Origin of the sequence: Streptomyces beijiangensis, assembly GCF_017315755.1 — a bacterium.
GTDB lineage: Bacteria > Actinomycetota > Actinomycetes > Streptomycetales > Streptomycetaceae > Streptomyces > Streptomyces beijiangensis.
Genome location: NZ_JAFLRJ010000845.1, coordinates 1 through 298 on the forward strand (window position 1 = coordinate 1; position 298 = coordinate 298).

The 298-nt window shown below is 74.2% G+C and carries 1 pseudogene; it reads left to right on the forward strand.

The annotated features are described in order from the left end of the window. Nucleotides 1-298, forward strand: a pseudogene (locus J0695_RS39445) (ATP-binding protein); the annotation flags it as partial.

Below are 298 nucleotides of genomic sequence, written 5' to 3' on the forward strand. Positions count from 1 at the left end.
CAGCTCGCCGAGGCCGTCGCCGGGCGTGACATGAGCGCGGAGATCGCGGGCGGGATGCTGCTCGCCGGTCCTTTCGTACAGCCCGACTCCGAGGGTGAGCGGCTGCGGCTGCTGCACCCCGCGATCGGCGCGGCGGTCAGGGCCGGGCTGCCCGACGCGCGTACCGCGCAGTCGCGCATCGCCGTCGCGCTGCTGTCGGCCGTGCCGGGGCAGGACTGGGGTCAGGCCGATCCTTACGTACGCGATCACATCGCAGGGCACGCCCTGGAGTCCGGCCAGCTGCCCCAGCTCCTCACCG